This is a genomic window from Hominimerdicola alba 8, from assembly GCF_000178155.2.
Classification (GTDB): Bacteria; Bacillota; Clostridia; order Oscillospirales; family Ruminococcaceae; genus Hominimerdicola; species Hominimerdicola alba_C.
The window spans coordinates 1-15,392 of record NZ_ADKM02000107.1 but is presented as its reverse complement, the minus strand read 5'-3'; the positions used below and the strand labels follow the sequence as shown (position 1 = coordinate 15,392).

18 protein-coding genes and 1 pseudogene are annotated in these 15,392 nt (G+C 45.2%); 9 read left to right on the top strand and 10 right to left on the bottom strand.

Annotated elements, in window-relative coordinates; genetic code table 11:
• Positions 1 to 541: hypothetical protein (locus CUS_RS12985; protein ID WP_037277410.1), on the top strand; the 541-nt coding region annotated here is incomplete at its 5' end.
• Between the two features lie 108 nt (positions 542 to 649).
• Here CUS_RS12985 and CUS_RS19590 read toward each other — a convergent pair.
• Positions 650 to 859: a hypothetical protein gene (locus tag CUS_RS19590; protein ID WP_002851429.1), complete on the bottom strand. Its 210-nt coding sequence runs from the start codon at positions 857 to 859 to the stop codon at positions 650 to 652.
• 202 nt (positions 860 to 1,061) lie between these two features.
• On the opposite strand from CUS_RS19590, the gene CUS_RS12975 reads away from it, so the two are divergent.
• Positions 1,062 to 1,511: an Hsp20/alpha crystallin family protein gene (locus CUS_RS12975; RefSeq protein WP_002851430.1), complete on the top strand. Its 450-nt coding sequence runs from the start codon at positions 1,062 to 1,064 to the stop codon at positions 1,509 to 1,511.
• 130 nt (positions 1,512 to 1,641) lie between these two features.
• Here CUS_RS12975 and CUS_RS12970 read toward each other — a convergent pair whose 3' ends face one another.
• Complete coding sequence (locus CUS_RS12970) at positions 1,642 to 2,247, bottom strand: TetR/AcrR family transcriptional regulator (protein WP_002851432.1); 606 nt, start codon at positions 2,245 to 2,247, stop codon at positions 1,642 to 1,644.
• Between the two features lie 124 nt (positions 2,248 to 2,371).
• Between CUS_RS12970 and CUS_RS12965 the strand changes: the two genes are divergently transcribed.
• From CUS_RS12965 to CUS_RS12955, 3 genes and pseudogenes are all read left to right on the top strand, one after another.
• Positions 2,372 to 3,067 carry a DsbA family oxidoreductase gene (locus tag CUS_RS12965; protein ID WP_002851425.1) on the top strand — a complete coding sequence of 232 codons (696 nt, stop codon included), beginning with the start codon at positions 2,372 to 2,374 and terminating at the stop codon, positions 3,065 to 3,067.
• A gap of 60 nt (positions 3,068 to 3,127) precedes the next feature.
• Positions 3,128 to 3,697: pseudogene (locus tag CUS_RS12960) on the top strand (MBL fold metallo-hydrolase); the annotation flags it as partial.
• 9 nt (positions 3,698 to 3,706) lie between these two features.
• A complete protein-coding gene (locus CUS_RS12955; protein ID WP_002851415.1) occupies positions 3,707 to 4,216 on the top strand; it encodes a nitroreductase family protein in 510 nt (169 codons plus the stop codon).
• Between the two features lie 68 nt (positions 4,217 to 4,284).
• On the opposite strand, the gene CUS_RS19895 is transcribed toward CUS_RS12955, so the two are convergent.
• The 4 genes from CUS_RS19895 to CUS_RS12940 form a co-directional block, all read right to left on the bottom strand.
• Positions 4,285 to 4,554, bottom strand: coding sequence for a WYL domain-containing protein (locus CUS_RS19895; RefSeq protein ID WP_347494037.1), 270 nt, complete (start codon positions 4,552 to 4,554; stop codon positions 4,285 to 4,287).
• A 136-nt stretch (positions 4,555 to 4,690) separates the two neighbouring features.
• Positions 4,691 to 5,275 carry a GNAT family N-acetyltransferase gene (locus tag CUS_RS12950; protein ID WP_002851416.1) on the bottom strand — a complete coding sequence of 195 codons (585 nt, stop codon included), beginning with the start codon at positions 5,273 to 5,275 and terminating at the stop codon, positions 4,691 to 4,693.
• Between the two features lie 3 nt (positions 5,276 to 5,278).
• The gene (locus CUS_RS12945) at positions 5,279 to 5,884 is read right to left on the bottom strand and encodes a DUF1349 domain-containing protein (RefSeq protein WP_002851427.1); all 606 of its coding nucleotides are present in this window, start codon (positions 5,882 to 5,884) and stop codon (positions 5,279 to 5,281) included.
• A 9-nt stretch (positions 5,885 to 5,893) separates the two neighbouring features.
• Positions 5,894 to 6,604, bottom strand: a complete 711-nt coding sequence (locus tag CUS_RS12940; protein WP_002851436.1) for an SDR family oxidoreductase — start codon at positions 6,602 to 6,604, stop codon at positions 5,894 to 5,896.
• A gap of 176 nt (positions 6,605 to 6,780) precedes the next feature.
• Here CUS_RS12940 and CUS_RS12935 point away from each other — a divergent pair, with 176 nt between their 5' ends.
• Together CUS_RS12935 and CUS_RS12930 are read left to right on the top strand one after the other, a co-directional pair.
• Positions 6,781 to 9,612 carry a DEAD/DEAH box helicase gene (locus CUS_RS12935; protein WP_002851420.1) on the top strand — a complete coding sequence of 944 codons (2,832 nt, stop codon included), beginning with the start codon at positions 6,781 to 6,783 and terminating at the stop codon, positions 9,610 to 9,612.
• Between the two features lies 1 nt (position 9,613).
• Positions 9,614 to 11,290, top strand: coding sequence for a hypothetical protein (locus CUS_RS12930; RefSeq protein WP_002851434.1), 1,677 nt, complete (start codon positions 9,614 to 9,616; stop codon positions 11,288 to 11,290).
• 231 nt (positions 11,291 to 11,521) lie between these two features.
• Here CUS_RS12930 and CUS_RS18725 read toward each other — a convergent pair whose 3' ends face one another.
• Positions 11,522 to 11,923, bottom strand: a complete 402-nt coding sequence (locus CUS_RS18725; RefSeq protein ID WP_002851437.1) for a hypothetical protein — start codon at positions 11,921 to 11,923, stop codon at positions 11,522 to 11,524.
• A gap of 99 nt (positions 11,924 to 12,022) precedes the next feature.
• Between CUS_RS18725 and CUS_RS12920 the strand changes: the two genes are divergently transcribed.
• Positions 12,023 to 12,253, top strand: coding sequence for a helix-turn-helix domain-containing protein (locus tag CUS_RS12920; RefSeq protein ID WP_002851435.1), 231 nt, complete (start codon positions 12,023 to 12,025; stop codon positions 12,251 to 12,253).
• 136 nt (positions 12,254 to 12,389) lie between these two features.
• Entirely contained in the window at positions 12,390 to 12,635 is a 246-nt protein-coding gene (locus CUS_RS12915; protein WP_002851431.1) for a helix-turn-helix domain-containing protein, read from the top strand.
• Positions 12,636 to 12,871: 236 nt separating this feature from the next.
• Here CUS_RS12915 and CUS_RS12905 read toward each other — a convergent pair whose 3' ends face one another.
• The 3 genes from CUS_RS12905 to CUS_RS12895 all read right to left on the bottom strand — a co-directional run bounded on the left by CUS_RS12905 (position 12,872) and on the right by CUS_RS12895 (position 15,346).
• The gene (locus CUS_RS12905) at positions 12,872 to 14,518 is read right to left on the bottom strand and encodes a recombinase family protein (protein WP_002851419.1); all 1,647 of its coding nucleotides are present in this window, start codon (positions 14,516 to 14,518) and stop codon (positions 12,872 to 12,874) included.
• A gap of 88 nt (positions 14,519 to 14,606) precedes the next feature.
• On the bottom strand, positions 14,607 to 14,819 hold the full coding sequence (locus CUS_RS12900) for a hypothetical protein (protein ID WP_002851423.1): 213 nt from the start codon (positions 14,817 to 14,819) through the stop codon (positions 14,607 to 14,609).
• A gap of 152 nt (positions 14,820 to 14,971) precedes the next feature.
• On the bottom strand, positions 14,972 to 15,346 hold the full coding sequence (locus CUS_RS12895; RefSeq protein WP_002851422.1) for a hypothetical protein: 375 nt from the start codon (positions 15,344 to 15,346) through the stop codon (positions 14,972 to 14,974).
• Between the last annotated feature and the right edge of the window lie 46 nt (positions 15,347 to 15,392).

Genomic DNA, 15,392 nt, shown 5'->3' with positions numbered 1-15,392 from the left:
GGCAAATCAGCAGAAGAAAGAGGAGGAAAAAGCAATGACCGAGAACGAAAAAAACATGATGAAGGAAATGGCTCACCACGCCGCAGGACAGGGCTGCCCCGGTTCGAGGTTTATGCAGCTGCATCGTGATGATGTGCAGGAGGAAACTTCACCCGTATCGAGCGGCAGAGCCGTATCAAGGCTGAACCAGTGGCCTTGCCAGATAAAGCTGCTGCCCACAAATGCGCCATTTTATGACGGCGCAAAGCTGCTTATCGCTGCCGACTGCACCGCCTACGCATACGCCAATATGCACGAGGATTTCATGAAAGGCAGGATAACTCTTATCGGCTGCCCCAAGCTTGACGATATAGACTACACCGAAAAGCTCACCGAGATAATCGCAGGCAACAACATCAGGAGCGTGACCATAGTTCGCATGGAGGTGCCCTGCTGCGGAGGTCTGCAAAGGGCTGCCGAAAACGCCCTCAAAAACAGCGGCAAGTTTATCCCGTGGCAGGTAGTGACTATCTCCCGTGACGGGAGGGTGCTGGAGGAATAAAAGGATAATCGCTATAAACACTATCTCAAATTCGGGATCACAGCATAGTGCAGCCTATCATATTCAATTCCATACAGTGATCGAGTAACCCCTTGCGCAATAGGTTCACTATACGGCAACAAGGATACCCTTATTCACGATAGGCTCTATCTTCTTCCAAAGCTGTGCAAAGTTCGGAGCGCCTTTGACTCTCTCAGCATCTATGCCCGTGAGCTGTGTGTTGAAGTGATCGAAATGGGTTTCGGGATCAACGAGCGAAATAGGATAATTATACCATACTGCGGTCAAAAGGTCAATTGGCAGATTATTATTGCTCACAACCCAATGTGACATTCTTGTCAAAAAATATGAAACTTGTGTGAAAATTAGCACTCTCCCCTTGACAGTGCTAATTCAGAGTGCTATAATATAATCAGAACAAAGGAACAGAGAAGCACCAAAGGATCCGGGTGCTGAACCCTCCGTCCCCTTGCTCGAAGCAATGGAAACAATGTGACGAGTAAAAAAGGAGGACTGACCTATGTTGTATCCAAGTATTTTCGGTGAAAACTTATTCGATGATTTCTTCAGATTCCCTGATTTTGATTTTAGCAGAGACGTGGAGAAGAAGCTGTACGGTAAACACGCCGCCCAGGTCATGAAGACCGATGTTCATGAGCATGATGATCACTATGAGATCGTGATCGACCTGCCGGGCTTCAAGAAAGACCAGATTAATCTTGAGCTTCAGGACGGTTATCTGACTGTCAGTGCCGCAAAGGGACTTGACAAGGACGAGAAAACTGAGAAGGGCAAGCTGATACGTCAGGAGCGTTACGCAGGCGCAATGCAGAGGAGCTTCTATATCGGAGATACTGTTACCGAAGCCGATGTGAAGGCGAAGTTTGAGGACGGTGTTCTGGACATCTGCGTTCCGAAGGCAGAGCCTAAGAAGCTGGAGAATCACAAGTATATTGCAATTGCGGGATAATACCTCGCTAAGTTGTGATCCCAAAATGATGCTCCCCGGAGCTGTTCGTATGAGCAGTTCCGGGGAGTTTGTTTTTATGTGATTTGAATGAATCATTATCCTGCCATGATCGAAACTTTGAATCCTGGGTTCAAAGTTGATAACAAGATAAATAATTCCCAATAATACGCCCAAGCATACGTTCGATCTCCATTTCTCCGTCATTCAGACACCACTCAAATACACAGCCCTTGACGATCGTGCAGATGTCCGCAGAAAGAATGTGGGCATCTGCATTTTTGTCTATGATACCGCTTTCCTGGGCAAACAAAAGCTCTCGCTCACAGCGTTCCATAACAGTACCCTCGGCAAACTGCCCGTCAGTCACGCCCATATATGCAGAGAGTGCCTGATTTGAGGTCGTGTAGAAATTTCGCATGAAGTCCTTGCCAAGCTCCATATAGCGGCCGATCAGGTTCATGTAAAGCTCGCATATCCTGCCCGAAATATCGCTGATGGGCGTTTGCAGCTCACACTTGTCAAAGGAAATGTCCTTGATGAAATACATCAGAAGATCGTCCTTGTTCTTATAGTAATGATAGAATGTGCCTGTTGCGACCTCTGCCGCCTGGCACACATTCCGAACGGTAAGATAGTCTGCGCCGTGAGTTTTAATAAGCTCTATCGTTGTGTCGATGATCTTCTGCTTGTTGTCGCAGGTCACTTCGCTCTTGCACGGTCTGCCCCTTGTAGCCATATTATCCTCCAAAAAAAAGAAAATAGAATTCGTTCGATTTCCTATTGACATTATAGCATAGATGTGTTATAATGTCAATATAGAACAGGTTCTATTTATTACCTGTCATGAAAGGAGTGTTCTTATGAAAGTCGTATATTGGTCTGATTATTCGTGTCCGTTCTGCTATATCGGTGAAGCCCGTCTGAAAAAGGCTGCAAAAGAAGCGGGAGTGAATATCGTTCCTGAAATGAAGGCGTTTCAGCTTGATCCCACCGCAGGACTTCACGCTGAAGGAGATACTGTTACACGCTTTGCGAAAAAGTACGGTCTGTCTATGGAATCGGCAGCTCACCGCATTGATATGATCTCTGAAATGGGCAGAGGCGAGGGCATTGATTTCCGCTATGCTACAACACTTTTCACCAATACAATGAATGCACACCGCCTTACCAAGTTTGCGTTTTACAAGGGCGGCCCCGTTCTTGCCGAGCAGATCGCTGAAAAGCTCTATGCTGCCTACTTTACCGACAACCTTGAGCTTGCCGACCACAGCGTTTTGAAGCGTATCGCTATGGAGTGTGGTCTTGATGAAGCAGATATTGATGAACTGCTTGCAAGCGACCGTTACAAGGACGAAGTTCTGCTTGATGAGCGTGAAGCACAGCGGTATCAGATCTATGCAGTGCCGTATTTCCTTGTGAACGGAGTGTATGCGATCTCAGGTGCAGACAGCGTGGAGCATATCAGAGAGATACTTGAAAGAGCCAAAAAGGACGAAGCACCCCTTGAAAGCGAAGAACCAGGTATGCACTGCGGCCCCGACGGCTGCCATTTCTGATAGGTGAAGCTATGGTATTGAGTACCCGTTAAGGGCTATTTTGAGGAATACTGCTATTTCTATGTGAGTGACAGCACACGGCATGGCTTTATCATTGATCCGGGCGCTCAGGCAGATCAGCTGCTTGAAATTATCAGGGATAACGGTCTTGTGATAGAAAAGATCCTGCTTACTCACGGGCATTTTGACCACTTCGGCGCAGTAGAGGAATTGCGTGAAAAGCTGAATTGCCCTGTCTTAGCTCACGAAAAGGCAGACCTGTTTCTGCTGAATCCGCTGATGAACCTGTCACGGCAGTGTGTGGGCGATATGATCATAAGAGATACCGTCAAATTCAAGGACGGTGACACGATCGCACTTGATGAAGCACATTCGCTCCGTGTGATCTATACGCCCGGGCATACTCCCGATTCTGTTTTGCTGTACAATGAAAAAGAACGCATCGCTTTTGTGGGCGATACGATCTTCAAGGAGAGCATCGGAAATTATACTTTTCCCGGCGGAAACAAAGACCTGCTGATACAGAGCATTATGGAACGGGTTTTCACTCTGCCCGATGATACGGTTTTGTATTCGGGACACAGCGAACCGACAACCGTCGGAGCGGAGAAACGAATTTATGGAATGTGAGGTTTTATTATGACAGTAATGGAAGCGATTCAGGCAAGATACAGCGTGAGACAATACGCAGATAAGCCTATCGAAGCTGAGAAGATCGAGAAGACCATGGAGGCAGGACGGCTTGCACCGACCGCAAGCAATCAGCAGCTTTGCAAGCATATCGTAGTGACGGACAAGGAGCTTATCAGACAAATGGTGAGTGCCTGCGAGGATCAGAAGTGGATAGAGACTGCACCTGCTGTCCTTGTGGAGTGTGCAAGCGGCGACAGGACAATGATATGCGGTCAGAGTGCAAGGAGTATGGACTGTGCTATCGCCATGTCGTATATGACACTTGAAGCTGTCGAGCTTGGCTTGCAATCCTGCTGGCTGGGCTGGTTCTCACCCGAAAAGGTCAGAGCCTTGCTGAATATCCCCGATGACTACGTGGTGGTCGCAGTTGCGCCTATCGGCTATCCCGCAAAAGAGGGGCATCGCTCCTCTAAGAAAGCGACCGAGGAAGTAGTGGTTTATAATAAGATGAATTAAAGCGGACAGGGATCATTTGATAGTGATCCCTGTTTCTTGTTATGCGTAAAAATATTTTAGTGCAAATATCAGGACTCAGGATATGCACCGAGCATTTTTCTGACCTCAGCAAGATACTCACTGCGAGTTTTCGCAGGAGACAGCAGCTCAATACCGTCACCGTAGCTCATTACCCAAAGGAAGAACCTCTGGTTGACACCCACATGAACGGTGATCGTCACGCTCTCGTCAGTTTCAGAGTATCCCGAACTGTGCAGGCAGCTTGCTGATACGATAGCTGCTCTTGATGCAGATGTTTGTCTTGAAAGCCACTGGACTCCAGAAACAAAGCAGGAAATGATCGCTGATCTGAGATCGGTTTAAGTCACGGGAACACGGATCACCGTCCTCATACTCGGCAAATCCCCGTATATTCAAAACACCCGACAGGAGATATTTCCCGTCGGGTGTCGTTGTATTTTCAGCCCTATTTTCTCACACACTTATGTCCCGAGGCTGCCGTAGGTTTTCCCAGTCCTCTCTTGTAAGAATCCTGACCTCGTTTTCTTCCTCTGTGCCCATAGCCGTCTTGTAGGTGTCAAAAGCGTAATGCCTGAAACCGCATTTTTCCTGCACCCTCTTTGACTGCTCGTTGCTGAGAAAATGACCGCAGAAAATGACATCAAGCCCGATTTCTTCAAAGAGAAAGCGTATCACCTCAGCTACAGCCTCGGGCATAAGCCCCTGCCCCCAAAGCTCCCTGCTCAGCACAAAACCTAATTCACGGCATTTTTTATCGTCAAATTCGGGGTATTGTGATTCATTGTATCCTTCTATCCCGACAGAGCCGACCACTTTCCCTTGATATTCAAGCGCAAAGCACTTTTTATTCTCTATGAACATATCAAGTATGGTGCGTGTGTCCTCCTTGCTTTCGTGGGGGTTCCAACCTGCCATTTGACCTACCCCGTCAACCGACGCATAGGCATAAAAATCATCAAGGTCGCTGCTCCTCCACGGCCGCAGGATCAGACGTTCTGTTTTAAGCGTAACACCGCTTATATCAATTTTTGGATTCATTTTTTACTCCTCATCGGGCTGCTGACCGTCATGCGCCTGCCATGCACATTCGCTAAGCTGCATATCGCTGAAAACTGCCGTGAAGGAAGACTCCTCGGGCGAGCAGGCGTATATCCCGAAGCGAATTTTTCCACCGCCTTCGTGAAGATGACAAACTCTCATCTGCCTGAAACGTTTGCCGTCCTCGGAACATTCTATGCAATAGTCGTCCTCTCTGCGGCTGAGGCGATACCACATCACCTTGACGCTTGCAGGTATCTCGGTAGTCGCCCAGTCCGAGTAGCCGTGATTTGTCACTACGCTGCCCAAGTGCTGGAACTCGTCATTTTCATACTCCACCGAGCCCTTTATCCAGTTGTCAGAATCAAGATACAGCACCACACCGCACTGGTCAAACCGCTGCTGACTGCCCGAAAAATCGGTCTTCACGATAAACGAGAAAAACTTTTCATTGGTCTCTATCTGAAAAACGGGCGCATTGTCGTTGCGGAAATGGTAGTATGTCTTCTGCCACAGGTCGGTGTGGGGTAGGGTAGTAATGTACACCTTGCCGTCTGTGATCTTGAAGTCTTTTGGCTGTCTTGTCCATTTGAAGTTTTGTGTGTTCATAGTGCCTCCTTATATCTCCAGTCTCCAGCCATTATCCCCGTGATATATCATCTGTCTTGTCATGCCGCCGTCGATGCAGATATTTTCGCCCGTGATAAAGCCTGCCTTGTCCGAGCAGAGAAACAGCACCATATTCGCAATATCCATTGGATTTCCGACACGCCCACATGGCTGCTGGACTGCATCTGCTCCATCATAGACCTTAAAGCTAGTATCTATCCACCCGGGGGAAATTGAATTGACACGAACACGCCCTGCAAGGCTGACTGCAAGTGCGTGGGTGAGTGCCGCTATACCGCCCTTTGCAGCGGTGTAGCTCTCTGTCTGCGGCTGGCTCATTCTGTCCCGTGAGGACGAAATATTGATGATAGAGCCGCCCTCATTGAAATACGGCATAAAGAGCTTTGACAGATAGAACGGAGCAGTTATCCCGACCGACAAAGCGTATTGAAATTCATCGTAGCTGCACTCGTTGATGCCCTTCATCAGCGGCAAGGCGTTGTTTATCAGATAGTCAATGTGCCCGGCTTTTTCCAAAACGTGCTTAGCACAGTCTTCAAGCACAGCCTTGTCAGAGATATCCCCGACAAAATGCTCGCCCTCTGCCTTGTCGATAACAAAGACCTCCGCCCCGTTTTTTCGGAATTCATCTGCTATGCATTTGCCGATTCCGTTAGCCCCGCCTGTGATAGCTACTATCTTTTTATTAAAATCATACATTCTGCTCACCTCATATAGGGATTCATACTGTTTATAGTATAGCAGAATTTTAAAAAAAGGTCAATCTAAAACACTCAAGCATCTTGAACATTTTGTCGAAATGTGCTATAATTATAATATGTATACCCACAATCTTGTATTACGTACAAATTTTCCTATTGAGTGAGGGCAAAACCATGATTGAATACGCTCCCGGAATGAGACTTATCATTCGTGACGAAGAATGGATGATAAAGAAAATAGATACAAATGAGATAGGTGCTAAGGCTTTAACGTGCATAGGAATCTCGCCGTTAGTAAAGGATAAAGAAGCTATTTTCCTTGATGATCTTGAAAAGATTGATCCGGTTGATCCTACAAAGGTCAGACTTATCAAAGACAATTCGCCTAAATATACAAAGTCCCTGCTGTACCTTGAAAGCCAGTGGCGGCAGAAGGCTCCGACTGATAAGAATATCCATATTGGTCACAGGGCTGCTATGGACTTGATGCCATTTCAGCTTGAACCTACTAAAATATCCCTGAACCGTACACGTTGCAGAATACTTGTAGCCGATACGGTCGGTCTCGGTAAAACTCTTGAAGCCGGAATACTTATGTCCGAGCTGATTATCCGTGGCAAGGGCAAGAGAATACTGGTCGTGACTTCCAAAAGCATGATGACTCAGTTCCAGAAGGAAATGTGGAATCGCTTTATAATTCCACTTGTTCGTCTGGATTCTCATAAAATACAGAAGATCAGAGCATCTCTCCCGTCTAACTATAACCCTTTCTTCTACTATGACAAGGTTATTGTCTCAATTGATACAATTAAAAGAGACGTAGAATACCGCACACACCTTGAAAATGCCTATTGGGACATAATCGTTATTGATGAAGCTCAGGGTGTTGCGGAACGTGGAAGCAGAGATTCTCAGCGTTCAAGACTGGCAAATATCCTAAAAGACCGTTCTGATACGATGATAATGCTTTCTGCTACACCACATGACGGTCGAGCAAAGAGCTTCGCTTCTCTTATGAATATGCTTGATCCTACTGCCATTGCCAACCCCGAAGAATACACAAAGGACGAAATCAAGGGTTTGTGCATCAGAAGATTCAAAAAAGATGTTAAGGATCAGATGGGCGGCAAATATCTTGAAAGAACCGTTAATCTTGTAAGCTGCGAAGCAAGTCCCAAGGAAGAAGCTGTCTTTGATATTTTCGCTCAGATGCAGCTCGACATGGATACAAGCAAACCGAAAGGAACAGGTCAGCTTTTTAAGACTTCTCTTGAAAAATCCCTGTTTTCAAGCCCCAAAGCCTGCCTGAAAAGTGTTGAAGAACGACTTAGGAAGCTCCGTCATAAATATCCTGACGGTGAGATAAAGGACATTGCATTGCTTGAAGAACTCAGAGATGCTCTTGCATTGGTAGAACCCCGTGATTTTTCAAGATATACTAAGTTGCTTGAACTGCTCAGAAGCAGCGAATACAACTGGAATCCGAAAAAGGTTGATGACCGTATCGTTATCTTTACCGAGCGTATCGAAACAATGAAGTTCCTTGCAAAGCAGCTCAGAGAAGACTTGCACATGAGTGACAAGCAAGTAGTTGAGATCTCAGGCGGTATGACAGATATGGAACAGCAGCGAGTTGTTGAGGAGTTTGGCAGAACAGAAGCTCCCGTAAGAATTCTTGTTGCTTCCGATGTTGCGTCGGAAGGTCTGAACCTTCATTATCTCAGCCACCGCCTTATTCATTTTGATATTCCGTGGTCACTCATGGTGTTCCAGCAGAGAAACGGAAGAATTGACCGTTACGGTCAGGAAAAGCGCCCTGATATTCGATATATGCTGATTTCAAGCAAAAACGAACGAATCAAGGGCGATATGCGAATTATCCGTATTCTCGTTGAGAAGGAAGAACAGGCATTCAAAAACATTGGGGATCCTACACTCCTGCTTGGCAAATTCAACATTGAGGACGAGGAACTTGTTATAAGCGAAACCATTGAAAACGGTTCTGATGCTGCGGCATTTGAAGACTCTCTGCATGATGAAGAAAGTGAGTTCGATCCTCTGGATTTCTTGCTTAATGAAGCGTCTATGGAGGAAACAACCACAACCGTGAACGATACAGTTGAGGACGAAACACTTTTCACAGATAAGCAGTATCTTATCAAAGCATTATCGTACATCAATAAGGACGAACAGCACCCGCTGAGACAGCTCAGTGAAATATCCGGTGTAGACGTTATGCTTACAGAGGATATGCGTCGCAGATTATCTGCTGTTATTCCCGAAGAAGCTATGCCTTCAGGTGAAATTCTCAGGCTTAGCGATGATAAGACCTACATTATGCAGAAAATGCGTAAGAGTATGCAGAATTCTATTGACAATGCTGCCTGGCCCGATGCTCAGTATCTATGGGCAATTCACCCGGTTATTAGCTGGCTGAATGACAAGACAGGTTTGCTTATCGGCAGAGGTGAAGCTCCTGTAATTGGAGTCAAGAACTTTATGCAGCCGAAGGAAAGCATTTTCATTGTTGAAGGCAGTATGCCTAATGAACGATCGGCAGCTCTTGTTGATGATCTCTTTGGAGTCAGATATGTTGACGGCAAATTTGTCGAGTTCCTTGATATAAATGCAGTAGTAAACAAGACGAAAATCAATTCTGAGCTTCTTGCAAATGAAAAGAATGTCACCGATGAGATGATTACAGCATTGAGCGGACAACTTGAGGATGTTGTTGCTAAGGCAAAGGAAAAACTTGCTGAGAGCTATCGTAAGTATAAAGAAGCTACCGATCCGCTGATCGATGCGGAAGTAGACAAGCTGGCAGAGCTTGAAGAAAGGCACAAGGATTATCAGCTCTCTTTGTTTACCGATGAACGTCGCAAGAGTGAAGCAGAACGCAGAGTTGATGAATTATTTGACAGCTTCACAAAATGGGTGAAGGAAACTCTTGATATAAGAAACAACCCTTATATCAGAATTATAACAGTTCTGACAGGAGTAGAATAATATGAGTATAGATCTGACCGGTATTGGAAACCGTAACGAGTATTATACCAATCACTATTTCTCCACTATGTTTGAAGATGGAGCAAGTGAACGTATAAAACAGTGGACTGAGGAATCCAAGAACCAAGAAACGAAAACTCCGTGGGCAATGCTCCGTGAAAATGCTAAACAGTATTATCCGATACATGACAGATACGACCGTGGACAGCCGCATCTTACCACGGCAAACAATATCATCAGTATGGCTGCACAGTACCTTGAATCAATGGGATATGGCACGGTTAATTCTGTCACCATCAATGTAGACGATGAGTTTGAAATATCTGTATTCCATGAAGAAGTCAAGTCAAATAAAGCACCAATGCTTTGGGCAGTCCTTGCTTATTCAAGGGATAAGGACAGGGGCATCATGGAAACCAACATCCTTGATTTCAATGCAGTAAACAATGATGTACTTACTCTTACCGATGATAATATTGAAGCTCTTGCAACGAAGCTCCTGTTCCATACAGCAGAGCCTCCTCGTTTCCTTATCGTTATCGGCATAGATACCATCGTGCTGATCGACAGAAACAAGTGGAACGAGAAGCGTTACCTTGAATTTGACCTTCAGGAGATATTCAGCCGTCACGAAACAACGACCTTACAGGCTATGTCTGTCCTTTTGCATAAGGACTCTCTCTGTCCTGCTGACGGTAACGCTCTTATTGATACCCTTGACGAGCAGAGCCGTAAACACGCTTCGGGCGTATCGCAGGATCTCAAATATGCCCTTCGTGAGAGTATTGAGATACTCGGAAACGAGGTCATTTATGACCTGAAAACTCGTCAGGGAAAGAACCTTATCGAAGAACCCGTTGATGCTGCACGGCTCACATTGGAATGCTTACGCTATATGTATCGTATGCTATTTGTACTGTTTATTGAAGCACGACCTGAGCTTGGCTATGCTCCGATAAATGAACAGGTATACGCTTCTGGTTATTCCCTTGAAAGTCTGCGTGATATAGCCGAATCTATCCGCAATGACACGGAAGAAGTCGGAGAGGGCTTCTATCTTTACGAAACCCTCAGTAAGCTCTATGAGCTTATCTATACGGGTTATCCGCAGAAAGAAGCCGTATACAACAGGGTGAAGAACCTTGAAAGCGTACATAACATCTTTGTTATCCCGCCACTGAAAGCCCACATCTTTGATCCTGTATATACACCTATGCTTGTAAATGCGAAGATACGCAATAGTGTTATGCTACGTATCATCGACCTTATGAGCCTTACAAAGTCTACGGGCAAAAAAGGAAGCCGTCGTGGACGTATTTCCTATGCAAATCTTGGTATCAACCAGATGGGCGCAGTATATGAAGCACTGCTGTCATACCGTGGATTTATCGCAGAGCAAGACCTCTATGAAGTCAAGAAAGCCGGAGACAGTTTCAATGAGCTTGATGTCGGCTACTTTGTAACTGCCGAGGAGCTTGACCAGTACACCGAGGAAGAAAGAGTATATATTGAAACAGAAGATAATCATTGCTGCAAAAGAGCAAATCGGATATGCTTGTTACCTCAACATTTTTGTTGCAGCGATTTGCCGTTGCCAGCTTGCCCAAGTTTTCTATCTCCTTATACAGATGTGCTTCATCGATCTCGCTGTCATAATAAGTGCCGTTTATGTTTGTAAGTACAATGCCCGGAGTCTGCTTGTAGTAAAGATAATTTGTGATCAGCCTCTTAAAAGCAAGGTCATTAAGGCTTCTGAAATACATAAACTTCTGATTAAAAAGCTCGGGATTATCGTCCACCATAATCATCAGATTAGATTTCAGCAGCCTTGCCTGTATAAGCTCACCGTCTTTCAGATCTCTCATCATGCCTTTGATCTCAATCTGCTCGTCCTTGTTAATAAATATAGTTAGATTATAAATGTCAAAAACTGCGGATCATAAAAAGTTTTAAAGTACACAGTTTCCTGATCAATAATACCAACCTTATCAACGGGCTCCATTTTAAGTACGGTATCTTTTAAGTCTACTTTTACATAGGCTTTTGAAAACAGCCCCTCAATATCTCCTGCTTTTTGCAGCACACCCTTGCTGTCGATGTAGATGTATGCTTTTTGATCGTTATCCATAGACATCTTCCTTCTGATAGCCGAGGAAACGATCTGGTCAAACTCGCCGTCACGACCAACAAGGAACTCGACGTACTCTTTTTGATTTATCAGTTCTTTAAGGATTGGCTCAAGCTTTTCTTCGATCCTAAACATATTGTCAACGTAACGATGACCGAAAAAGGTTACTGTGTAAATATTCATAATGATTCTCCTATTGTTTGCTATACAATATATATTGTATAGCAGCAAATTCATATTGTCAACCTTTTGTGATAGAATATTTACAGAGGTGTATGGCAGATGAAAGAAAAATACTACGATAAATATAAGCATATTGGCTTAAAAATCAGCTACTACAGAAAGCTCCGCGGTTTAACGCAGGAGCAGTTAGCAGAAATGATAGATAAAAACCTTGCGTTCATCGGGGCTGTTGAAGCTCCGAATGTCAATCGCACAGTATCACTTGATACGCTATTCGATATTGCCGATGCGCTTAATGTTGAGCCATACAAGCTATTAAAAGAAGAGTAATAGATACTATACACAAAAGCAGAGCATTTAGCCCTGCTTTTATTTTACCATATTTCTGTCATATACGCAAGTGCGTACACGCATGAACGTATAAAACTGTATAATTTAGTTAAGGATTATACAGTAGGTGATGCAATTGTCAGCAGTAAAAAATGCCGTTGTCAAGCGGTTTAAAAGCATATGCAATGAACGTGGTATTGCGGCTAATGAGCTTGCAAATATATCGGGTGTTACGCCCTCAACAGTATACAGCCTATTTGATGAAAACAGGCATAATGTATCAATAAAAACTATCAAGATACTTTGTGACGGGCTGGAGATATCGCTTGGCGAGTTTTTCAGCTCTTCCGAATTTGATGAGCTTGAACAGGAGATAGAGTAACAAAAAACGGAGTCATACGGCTCCGTTTTCTCTCTTTATAGTGAAGTAATACTCTATATTACAAACCCCGCGCAGAATAAAGGTGTTTTTATCTTTTATAAGTCCTACCGCCTTGTCCACAATAGTCGATTCCTTCGCAGCGACCTGTGCGAATATATGAGCATATATCCCGAGCGTAGTCCTCTTGCCAAATAGTAACACACTTGCGTATGGTTGATAAATAACGTAAATACGCCTTAAAACAGGCTTCTCTTGTCTTTCAGCGGTTCATCGAGCAGCTTGTAGTAGATGTAGATCTCACGGGGCTGCCCCTCAATGTAGGCATCGAGTGTAATATACTCGATAAGCTCCAAGCACATCTCACGGGTAAGCTCCTGCACATCGGTGTACTTTCTCAGGCGCTCCATGAACATAGTCACATCTTCTTCGTCCTGCCTGATCATGGAGAACTTTTCTTCAAGGTCAGCAACTTCTGCGGACAGCTCTTTCTGCTCAGATTCATATTTTGCTATCAGCTTCATCGCAACGTCCTCTGATACCTTGCCGAGGACTTTGTCCTCGTAGATGTTCTGGATCAGTGTGTCAAGCTCCTGCAAGCGGTATCTGCCCTCTGTGAGCTTCTTGGTGTCTACGGAATACTGCTCCTCGTGGTGTTTCGCTTTGCGAGCGAGGAATTCCGACTTTGCCTTTTCTTCGTCCTCTACAACAAGCTGAGCGAGGCTGCGAATATCTTCAAGCACAATAGCGTCCATATCCTGCATTTTGATGTAATGGCTGGGACAATATCGCTTGCCGAACTTCATGTAAGAAGTGCAGTTGTAATTGTGGCGAAGATACTTTCTCGGCTTTTTCTTACTGCCATTCGTGGTATTATTCCACGCAAGGCGGACTTTGTTTCCGCAGTCCTGACAGTAAATGAGTCCGCTGAGATTTGCAACATATCCACTGCTGTTACGCTTGCCCTGCGACACCGACTGCTCCATTTCACGCACCCTGTCCCAAAGCTCCTGAGAAACGATAGGCTCGTGCGTATTTTTTACAACGATCATATCCTCCTCATCGTTCTTGATGACCTTGTGATTCTTGTAACTGACAGTTCTTGTGCGGAGCTGAACAAGGTGTCCGAGGTAGGTGTAGTTGTGAAGTATCTGCCTTACCGTTTCGGGACTCCACATATGCCTTGTGCGGCGAGGATTAGGCTTGCCGAGTTTTGCATAGTAATAGTCTGAGGGGATCGGTACGCCGTCCTCATTGAGCTTATCAGCAATGTGGTGCGGACTGATACCGCTTGCTCTCATTTCAAATATATTGCGGACGATAGGTGCTGCATCAGGATCGATCACAGGCAGATGATTCGGATCATCGCCTTTCGTATACCCGAACGGAGCGCAGGTCGTGCGATACTTGCCTGCCTTTGCGTTTGCTTCGATGACTGCCTTGATTTTCTTGGAAGTAGAAGCGGCGTGCCATTCGTTGAACAAGTTGACGATCGGCATCATGTCAAGTGCTGATGTATCCTTGCTTGCGGTATCCACATTATCGTTGAGAGCGATGAAGCGGATATTGTAACTCGGAAAAATGTAATCCACATATCTGCCGACTTCGATATAGTTTCTTCCGAAACGGCTGAGGTCTTTGCAGATGATAAGATTGATCTTCCCCGACTGAGCATCAGACAGCAATCTCTGCACCGCAGGTCTGTCGAAATCAGTACCACTCCAACCATCATCGACGTAGGTATCTACAAGATTCCAACCTTGCTCCTTGACATACTTGGTGAGGATAAGTTTCTGGTTTTCTATTGACAGGGATTCGCCAGCTCTCATATCCTCCTGTGAGAGGCGAACGTAAATTCCTGCATTGTAAATGGTCTGCTTTGCCATAGTAACTCCTTTCAAATCAAAGCAGTACCATACCGACATCTTCAGTATAGCGCAAAATGCCGGTATAGTCAATGCCTTGCCGACAAAATTACGCCAGTGTTTCTTTTATGGCTCTTTCAAAGGCGAGCCTGCCGATCACTTCGTCGATTTTTTTCTCTCCGACGAAGCGACTGTGAACGATGTACTTCTTCCCGTCGATCTCATATTCCGAAACACGCTCAGGGAAGTCCTTGTACTTCTCGTTCAGCTCAAACATCTTTCCTGCCTTCTCTCTTTCTACGGCAGTATCATTTTTATTCATAGCGAATTTTACTCCTTTAGCTTCTCTGTCTCTATGCTTTAGAGTTGAGGGCTTCGCTTTCTGTCTTTCACCCTCATAATAGCCGTAAGGTCGGCTCAGTGTTTTGAGCCGACTGAGTATTTTACGGCTACACTTTTTGTTACCGGATAGTTTTAATCCTCATAGGGATTCGCTTTATCCGTAAAGCTCATTTGCTGTCCGAAGTCAGCAGTGAGATCAGCAGTATCGCTTTTCTCATTCTCAGCATTTCCGACACTAACAAGCTTCAGCAGCTCGTCATCAGACAGACCGCTTGCACGGAGTTTCTGCAACAGCGAATGCTCCGAGGTGATGATCTCATCAAGCTCACGAGGCTTGCAGTTGTATTCCTCCGCCATAGCCAGACGAGAAACTTCTTTCAGCTTGTCCTCCAACGTTTTCTTTTTCGCAGTATCGCTTGCGATACGCTTTTCCAAACCTTTGATCTTCTCAATGAGCTGATCTCTCTTTTCTGTATAGATGCCCATAGAAAAATCACAACCTTTCATTTTTTGTTCTCAGCAGGCAGAGCCGAGTGACCATAGCTCACCTGCC

Coding starts and splice junctions, on each gene's coding strand:
- CUS_RS12975 (WP_002851430.1), top strand. CDS start 1,062: ATGTTGTATCCAAGTATTTTCGGTGAAAACTTATTCGATGATTTCTTC.
- CUS_RS12970 (WP_002851432.1), bottom strand. CDS start 2,247: ATGGCTACAAGGGGCAGACCGTGCAAGAGCGAAGTGACCTGCGACAAC.
- CUS_RS12965 (WP_002851425.1), top strand. CDS start 2,372: ATGAAAGTCGTATATTGGTCTGATTATTCGTGTCCGTTCTGCTATATC.
- CUS_RS12955 (WP_002851415.1), top strand. CDS start 3,707: ATGACAGTAATGGAAGCGATTCAGGCAAGATACAGCGTGAGACAATAC.
- CUS_RS12950 (WP_002851416.1), bottom strand. CDS start 5,275: ATGAATCCAAAAATTGATATAAGCGGTGTTACGCTTAAAACAGAACGT.
- CUS_RS12945 (WP_002851427.1), bottom strand. CDS start 5,884: ATGAACACACAAAACTTCAAATGGACAAGACAGCCAAAAGACTTCAAG.
- CUS_RS12940 (WP_002851436.1), bottom strand. CDS start 6,604: ATGTATGATTTTAATAAAAAGATAGTAGCTATCACAGGCGGGGCTAAC.
- CUS_RS12935 (WP_002851420.1), top strand. CDS start 6,781: ATGATTGAATACGCTCCCGGAATGAGACTTATCATTCGTGACGAAGAA.
- CUS_RS12930 (WP_002851434.1), top strand. CDS start 9,614: ATGAGTATAGATCTGACCGGTATTGGAAACCGTAACGAGTATTATACC.
- CUS_RS18725 (WP_002851437.1), bottom strand. CDS start 11,923: ATGAATATTTACACAGTAACCTTTTTCGGTCATCGTTACGTTGACAAT.
- CUS_RS12920 (WP_002851435.1), top strand. CDS start 12,023: ATGAAAGAAAAATACTACGATAAATATAAGCATATTGGCTTAAAAATC.
- CUS_RS12905 (WP_002851419.1), bottom strand. CDS start 14,518: ATGGCAAAGCAGACCATTTACAATGCAGGAATTTACGTTCGCCTCTCA.
- CUS_RS12900 (WP_002851423.1), bottom strand. CDS start 14,819: ATGAATAAAAATGATACTGCCGTAGAAAGAGAGAAGGCAGGAAAGATG.
- CUS_RS12895 (WP_002851422.1), bottom strand. CDS start 15,346: ATGAAAGGTTGTGATTTTTCTATGGGCATCTATACAGAAAAGAGAGAT.